At 45.3% G+C, this 8,386-nt stretch carries 5 protein-coding genes; 1 reads left to right on the plus strand and 4 read right to left on the minus strand.

Annotation, left to right across the window (positions count from 1 at the left end; translation table 11 throughout):
- Positions 1-19 precede the first annotated feature (19 nt).
- From B5J93_RS11160 to B5J93_RS11175, 4 genes are all read right to left on the minus strand, one after another.
- Positions 20-1,561, minus strand: coding sequence for a hypothetical protein (locus B5J93_RS11160; RefSeq protein WP_079326449.1), 1,542 nt, complete (start codon positions 1,559-1,561; stop codon positions 20-22).
- Between the two features lie 91 nt (positions 1,562-1,652).
- Positions 1,653-3,098 carry a dihydrolipoyl dehydrogenase gene (lpdA, locus tag B5J93_RS11165; RefSeq protein ID WP_079326452.1) on the minus strand — a complete coding sequence of 482 codons (1,446 nt, stop codon included), beginning with the start codon at positions 3,096-3,098 and terminating at the stop codon, positions 1,653-1,655.
- Positions 3,099-3,160: 62 nt separating this feature from the next.
- On the minus strand, positions 3,161-4,381 hold the full coding sequence (gene odhB / locus B5J93_RS11170) for a 2-oxoglutarate dehydrogenase complex dihydrolipoyllysine-residue succinyltransferase (RefSeq protein ID WP_079326450.1): 1,221 nt from the start codon (positions 4,379-4,381) through the stop codon (positions 3,161-3,163).
- A 98-nt stretch (positions 4,382-4,479) separates the two neighbouring features.
- A complete protein-coding gene (locus B5J93_RS11175; RefSeq protein ID WP_079326451.1) occupies positions 4,480-7,326 on the minus strand; it encodes a 2-oxoglutarate dehydrogenase E1 component in 2,847 nt (948 codons plus the stop codon).
- Between the two features lie 396 nt (positions 7,327-7,722).
- On the opposite strand from B5J93_RS11175, the gene B5J93_RS13365 reads away from it, so the two are divergent.
- The gene (locus B5J93_RS13365) at positions 7,723-7,953 is read left to right on the plus strand and encodes a hypothetical protein (RefSeq protein WP_143823538.1); all 231 of its coding nucleotides are present in this window, start codon (positions 7,723-7,725) and stop codon (positions 7,951-7,953) included.
- Positions 7,954-8,386: the final 433 nt, after the last annotated feature.

Here is an 8,386-nt window from a genome sequence, read left to right on the forward strand (position 1 = left end):
ATATCAACCTCAACAAAACCTATTTGTTACCAAACCCAACAATCTCCCTACCCATCTTCACAGGCAGGTCCAATACTTTTTTTGATTTTACCCCATCAACCAGCGTTTTACCCAGTCGATAGGATAGATGTTTTTTTGCTTTCTCCGCCTCGTGAGCATCTTGATACTCCTCGATTGCAGGCAAATCAGTTGGCTGATGTTTTTGAAATTCACGATATTCCTTCGCCAAAGCCAGTGGCAATATCGCCAAGTCTTTGGCGGATTTAGAATGACTCACCATGGTAGCTCCGAGTCGATAAGGCAAATCTTCTTTCACCCTATCTGCCGCTCCATAATACACAGGTTTAGCAGGTTCTTGCTTTTGAGATTTTAATCTCTGATTCTCAAGATAATATCTTTCAAGCTCTTCTTGGGTCTGATGAAGCTGTTTAATTAATAAATCATTTTCTTGTTTGATTTGCGGTGAAAGCTGATTCGCATTTAATAACTCTTGTTTATTAGTCAACTGTTTTTCTAAACTCTTAACCTTCTCTTGTTCTTGACGTAGCAAATCTGATGACTTTTTATTCTCAAGATAATATTTTTCAAGCTCTGCTTGTGTTTGGTGCAATTGCTCAATCATCAGTGAGTTTTCTTGCTGGCTAATCATTAACTTGCTCTGAATTTCTTGCTCAGCATCCATTTGTAGTAATTTGTTTTGCTTGCTCACTGTCTCTTTGAGTAAATCTAACGCACTACCAATCTGAGCCTGACTAACAAGTGGTATATCTGCCAAGTTTTGAAGTCTATTAAACATTTGATGTATATCATCACTAGAAGCAAGCACTTCACGAATCAAGAAATCTAATGTCAGAGAATCTGCTAGTGAAACATCATCTTGCAACGTGGGCAATTCTTCACTGCCTGAAGAAAATTCAATTTGAGTAATTTTAGCAACAGAATGAACATAATCTTTTGCCGAATCCAATACCTGTTCACCATTAACAAGCAGACAGCGATTCTTATTTTTTTGATAAAAGTTAATTAAAGCTTGATTATACTCAAACCAATCTTTTGTTTTTTCATCGATAACTGATTGTTCCAACTGCTGGACTTCAACGTCATTAAGTAGGTGCTTTAAAATAACATCGGGCTTATCATAAGTTAAGACAAAAACCATGTCTTCGTCGAAATCAGCCCAATACTCTAACAGGCTAATAGCATTAGAGTCTGCCCAGCCCCATAATGACTGTTCATCATTTGCCATAATCAAGTCAAAAGCTAGACTATCCCACATTTTTTTAGGCTTTTTTTGAACATAAGCACTTTCCGATTGAGCATGACGAACTACAAGGGTTTTTTGGTTTTTTGAGAGTCTACTAGCGGCCGATCTCTGTTGTCGAGTTGATAACACTTTTTGTGGCACTGATATGGCAACACTACCAATTTTGATATTAATGTCTTGTGGTGTCATACTGTAAGCTTTGGAAGGCAATGCCTTTGCCATTCCACAAAAATTTAATATTTCTTCTAATTTTTGATAATTAGAATACTGATGACCAACAATCAAAACCTTGCTCATAAGAAACCCAATAATTAAACAAGTAAAATATTTCTATAATAGCAAATAAACACCTGTTTTTCAACAGATGTTTATTAATCTCTTACACTAATCAACGCTTCTTACGCTGAATCGCATGAATCGCACGACCGTCTGCCGACAGTACCGCCTCATGCACCGCCTCTGATACGGTTGGGTGAGCGAATGTCATAAGCTGTAGGTCTTCTACACTTGATACAAATTCAAGGGCAATCATACCTTGGTGGACGATGTCGCCAGCACCCACACCTACCATGTGTAAGCCTAGCAAGCGGTCAGTCTTGGCATCAGCCACAACCTTAATCACACCCACGCCCTCACCTTGTGCCAAGGCACGACCGTTGGCAGATAGGTTGAATGAACCTGTTTTGACTTCATGTCCACGGGCACGTGCTTGCTCTTCGGTCAAGCCCACCCACGCAATCTCAGGGTGCGTATAAATCACACTGATGATGGTATCGTAGTTTACCTGAGCTTTTTCGCCATGAATGCGTTCTACCGCCATCATGCCTTCTTCCATCGCTTTGTGAGCAAGCATTGGGCCACGCACCAAGTCGCCAATGGCATACACGCCATCTAGGTTGGTTTTGCACTGGTCATCTACCGCCACAAGTCCACGCTCAGTCAGCTCAATGCCACAGCCGTCCGCAAGCAAGCCTTCACTGTACGCACGGCGACCCACGCACACGATAAGTTTGTCAAAGGTTTCGGTTTTGGTTTCGCCTTTGACATCCGTGGTTACAACCACTTCGCCACCCACCACCTCAGCACCCGTCACTTTGGTATCGACACGAATGTCAAGACCTTGTTTTTTAAGGAGTTTGCCTGCTTCTTTGGCGATGTCTTTATCGGCTGCTGCCAAAAACTCTGGCATGGCTTCGTACACTACCACTTCTGAGCCAAGTCTTCGCCATACCGAGCCAAGCTCTAAGCCAATCACGCCAGCACCGATAACACCAAGACGTTTTGGGGCTTCGCTAAATTCTAAGGCACCTGTACTGTCTACGATAAATTCGCCGTCAGTTTTGGCAACTGGGATTTCAATTGGCACAGAACCTGCCGCCAAAATCACATATTTGGCAGTAATGGTGGTCTCGGTGCCGTCATGAGCGGTAAATTTGACTTGTTTTTCGGCTGATTTGCCGTCAAGAAGCGTACCCACGCCTTGTAGCCAGTCCACACCATTGCCTTTTAATAGACCTGCCACACCTGCGGTCAAGCCTTTGACAATACTGTCTTTGCGTTCTAGCATTTTGGCAACGTCAATCGCCACATCGCCTGTCGTGATACCGTGTTCGGCAAGTTCATGGCGGGTTGCTTCATAGCGGTGCGAGCTGTCAAGCAAGGCTTTCGACGGGATACAACCCACGTTTAGGCAAGTACCACCAAGGGCAGGCTCGCCTTTGTGAATGCGTTTTTCGATACAAGCGGTGCTAAAGCCAAGTTGGGCTGCACGAATGGCGGCTTCATAGCCACCAGGCCCGCCACCGATAACCACTAAATCATATGAATTTTTCATCATTATTCTCTCTTATTTTAAAAATAAAATGCCCACCCTTTGAGCAGGCATTTTTTGACAAATTACAGGTCTAGCAATAGACGTGCTGGGTCTTCGATAAGCTCTTTAATCGTTACCAAGAATTGTACCGCATCTTTACCATCAATCAAACGATGGTCATAAGACAGAGCCAAATACATCATTGGCAAGATAACCACTTGACCGTCCACCGCCATAGGACGCTCATTGATGGCATGCATACCTAAGATAGCAGTTTGTGGTGGGTTGATGATTGGAGTAGATAGGAGCGAGCCGAACACACCACCGTTGGTAATGGTAAATGTACCGCCAATCATCTCTTCAATAGACAATTTGCCTTCACGGGCTTTGCTGGCATAATCACGGATACCGCCTTCGATGTCGGCAAGACCCATGCTGTCAGTATCACGAAGGACGGGCACAACCAAACCACGGTCGCTTGACACCGCCACGCCTACGTCATAGTAGCCGTGATATACAATGTCATCGCCATCAATAGACGCATTGACCGCAGGGAAACGTTTCAACGCTTCGGTGGCTGCTTTTACAAATAGCGACATAAAGCCCAATTTTACGCCATGACGTTTTTCAAATTGGTCTTTGTACTTGGCACGCAAGTCCATCAGTGGCTTCATGTTTACTTCGTTAAAGGTCGTAAGCATGGCGGTTTCTTGGGTGGCGGACAATAGACGCTCGGCGATACGCTTACGCAGACGAGTCATTGGCTCACGTTTTTCGATACGCTGACCGATGGCAGTAGCGATGACTTGACCGTTGTCGCCTTTTAGAGTGGGGTTCACCATGTCAGACTTGGTAACACGACCGCCACGACCTGAGCCTTGCACGTCTGCTGGGTTTACGCCTGTTTCTTTGGCAGCTTTACGCACGGCAGGGCTTTGGTCTTTAAAGTCGCCTTCTGCTTCGGCTTTTGGCTGTACAGGAGCGGCAACGCTGGCTGGGTCAATGGTTGTGCCTTTGTCAGCTGCGTCTTTGGGTAGCTCTTCGCTCTCAGCCTTTGGAGCAGCAGTTGCACCTGCTTCAAAAGTGGCAATCACTTCAGCAGACACCACAGTGCTGTCCACGCCTTTGGAAATGCTACTAATCACGCCATCATCAGGGGCAACCACTTCTAACACAACTTTGTCGGTCTCAATCTCGGCAAGCAGTTGGTCGCGGGCAACTTGGTCACCCTCGGCAACGTGCCATTCTACGATGGTGCCGTCTTGTACCGATTCTGGAAATACGGGGGCTTTAATGTCAGCCATGATAAACTCCTAAGAATTAATTTGCAGTTTTGATAAATTAATAAATAAAATGAAAAGACGGATAAACCCACAAATCATGAGTTTATCCTGCCACTTACTTATAGTTGGTCTTCGCTCACGCCTAGGCCTTGGGCAATTAGAGCTTTTTGCTGTGCCGCGTGAATCTTTGGCGAACCTGTCGCAGGGGCTGCTGCCGCAGGACGACCTGACGCAGGTAGCAGTTTGGCTTTACCCTCTGTCAAGCGGTGTAGCTCTGGCAGTAGATAGTACCACGCACCTTGGTTGAGTGGCTCTTCTTGCGTCCAGATGATTTCGCTAAGATTTGGGTATTTGGCAAGCTCTGCCAAGATACGCTCTTCTGGCAATGGATAAAGCTGTTCAATACGCACAATGGCGATGTGGTCAAGCCCTAGCTTACGGCGAGCTTCAAGCAGCTCATAATACACCTTACCACCACACAGCACCACACGAGTTACCTTGCTGTTGTCAATGCTGTCAATCTCAGGCAACACACTTTCAAATTTACTATCTGCCAAGTCATCAAGCTGAGACGTGGCAAGCGGATGACGAAGTAGTGATTTGGGCGACATGACAATAAGTGGCTTACGAGCTTTTTGGATAACTTGACGGCGTAGAGCATGGAAAATCTGAGCAGGCGTTGTCGGGGTGATGACCTGCATATTATCCTCAGCACATAGCTGTAAGAAACGCTCCAAACGAGCTGATGAATGCTCAGGGCCTTGACCTTCAAAGCCGTGTGGCAGCAGCATAACAAGACCCGACAGACGTTGCCATTTGGTCTCACCCGATGAGATGAACTGGTCGATGACCACCTGAGCTCCGTTGGCAAAGTCACCAAACTGAGCTTCCCACACAATCAGAGCATTTGGCACGGTGGTAGAATAGCCGTATTCAAAGGCAAGTACCGCTTCTTCTGATAGCAGTGAGTTGTAGGTGGCAAAACGGGCTTGCCCCTCACGAATGTGCTGTAACGGGATATATAGGCTGGCATCTTTTTGGCTGTACAGCTCGCTATGACGGTGCGAGAATGTCCCACGACCCACGTCCTCACCTGTGATACGCACAAGCGAACCCTCATCCACCAGTGACGCGTATGCCAACGTTTCGGCAGCACCCCAGTTTAGGGGCTCTTGACCTGTTTGCATGGCAAGGCGTTGCTCTAGCACCTTGGCAACTTGACGTTGTAATTCAAAGCCTTCTGGTACTTTTGCCATCGCTTGTGCGTAGGATTTGAGCTTTTCAACAGGTACGCCAGTTTGGACGTCATCGGTCAAGCCATGACCGACATAAGGCGACCAATCCACAAACAAGCTGGTATCAGGCTCTTTGGCAAGCCCGTGAGCCACATCCTCGCCATTGTCTAGGGCGATGCGATAGTCGTCTTCAATTTGGGCAGATTCTTCTTTGGTCAATACACCCTCAGCAACCAGTTTATCAGCGTACTGAGTGCGAGTGGTGGGCAGTTTTTTGATGACTTGATACATCAGTGGCTGAGTCGCTGACGGCTCGTCCGATTCGTTGTGTCCGTTACGGCGATAGCAGACGATGTCAAGCACAACATCACGACCAAATTCTTTACGATAATCTAGCACAAGCTGGCTTGCGAACACCACCGCTTCTGGGTCATCGCCATTGACGTGCAGGACAGGGGCGTGTACCATTTTGGCAACGTCCGTGCAGTACTCGGTAGAGCGGGCATCATCAGGGCGAGACGTGGTAAAGCCCACTTGGTTATTGATGACGACATGTACCGTACCGCCTGTTTTATAGGCACGGGTTTGCGACATCTGGAAAGTCTCTTGGTTGACGCCTTGACCTGCAAACGCCGCATCGCCGTGTACCACGATGGGCAGTACCGTGCTGTTGTCAATGTCATAACCATAAGCCTCGCTACGGCGGGCTTGACGAGCACGCACCGAGCCTAGCATGACAGGAGAGACGATTTCTAAGTGAGACGGGTTAAATGCCAAGGCAAGGTGTATCTCTCCGCCTTTGGTGATGACGTTTGAGCTAAACCCATTGTGGTATTTCACATCACCCGAACCGACTGTTGGCTGAACTTTACCATCAAATTCATCAAACAGGGCAGATGGGTTTTTACCCATGATATTGACAAGTAGGTTCAAACGACCACGGTGAGCCATGCCGATGACGACTTCTTTGGTGCCATAGGTTCCCACACGCTGAATCATCTCATGCACCGCAGGAATGAAGCTCTCGCCCCCCTCTAGACCAAAACGCTTAACGCCTGTGTATTTACGAGCCAGATATTTTTCTAGACCCTCGGCGGCGGTCAAGCGGTCAAGGATTTCTAATTTTTTGTCTTTATCAAACTTGATGTAGCCTTGATTTTGCTCAATATATTTTTCAATCCACTTTTTCTCGGTGGCGGTAAAGACATGCATGTACTCATAGCCAATACTACCGCAGTAGATACGCTCACAAATCTCAATAATCTCACGCAGTGTCGCTGACTCTTTGCCGATGTGCATGAGCGTGGTTGGGAACGTCGTGTCAAGGTCAGCCTCGGACAGACCATGATAAGCCAAGGTCAAGTCCTCAATGCCATCACGCTTTTGTAGTCCCAAGGGGTCAATCTTAGCGACACGATGCCCACGACGACGATAGGCACTGATAAGTTGTTGCACTGCCATCTGTTTGGGGTCGCAGTCGCCTGTCCCAACGGTCTGCACAGTGAGACGAGCGTTGGTTTGGTTACGGGCTAGGAGCAAGAACTGCTCTTTAATGGCATTGTGCGGGGCATCGCCTGCTTGCTCATAATCGGCAAAGTATTTTTGCCACTCGATGCTCACGCTTGCCTTATCCGCCAAATAGTCCTCGTACAACGCCTCAATATACGCTGCACCATCTGCGGTGAGTTCGGTGCTTTGATAAGCCACCGTATCTTTGCTACTTTTTGTCATAATATTCGCCATATTATTTTTAAGGAAAATTTTGATACATTGTTGCATTAGGTCAGCGAATGATGAGCATGGCAAAACCGTCTGTCGGCAAAATCATCTCGCTCACTCTAAAATCTATCCATGAATCCGCCCTAAATTAAGCCAAAGACAGTTTCATCAAATAAATACTGTATAGTTTACGCCATTTGACAAAATATAACAAGTTACAATGGTTTTAAAAATGTGAACAGGGTTGAATTTTTGGAAAAAAACATATGTTTTTACATTTATTTCAATCTAAAATTTCAATAGATTTATATTTTAAAAAACATTATTTTAAATTTTTAATCGAAACTGGTCATTTGCCCATTCTAGTACCAAGGAGAGTACCGCTACCATCAAATCACCTTAACGTCCATGCCACTAACCTATCTGTCGATACCAATGCCATACGCAAAAATAAAAATGTCGGTTAAAACATTCATTACCAACACAGAGACAAATGGTTTTGACACAAACACCTCCAATGTTAAAAAATTAACAATAGCAACAATCTCAGACGTTGCACCTTTTAATTTTTCTGATGAAAAAGGAGCCATTACAGGTTTTGATTCTAATGTATTGCATTGCCAAAAACAAAAAGCTTAACATCCAATTTAAACCAACAACATCTGAAAGCTTATTTTGCCGAAATCAGATTCTAGAATCAGCGATATGGTACCACTGCCATTTTCCAAACCGAAAAGTGCACATCAAAATACGGTACACCCAATGCCTATTATGCCAAAACATCTGTATTATTCTATCTTGCTGATAACCCAAAACTAGCAAGCACCACCCTAACCCCTTATCAGACATAAACAGGGATGCAAGCAAAAAAATCATACCCTACTCCGACAAAGCCAACTACACTTTTTAGCCAATAAAAATAACACCAAACTACCACAAATACTCAATAAAGGCATTGATGAGTTAGTCAAAAATGGCGAGATAAAAACCATTGCTCAAAAATATGGCATGGAATAATTCGCTTTAATCATAAAAAAATAAGGCATTTGATGATGCCTTATTTTTTTATGAT

The organism is Moraxella equi, assembly GCF_002027555.1.
Taxonomy (GTDB): domain Bacteria; phylum Pseudomonadota; class Gammaproteobacteria; order Pseudomonadales; family Moraxellaceae; genus Moraxella; species Moraxella equi.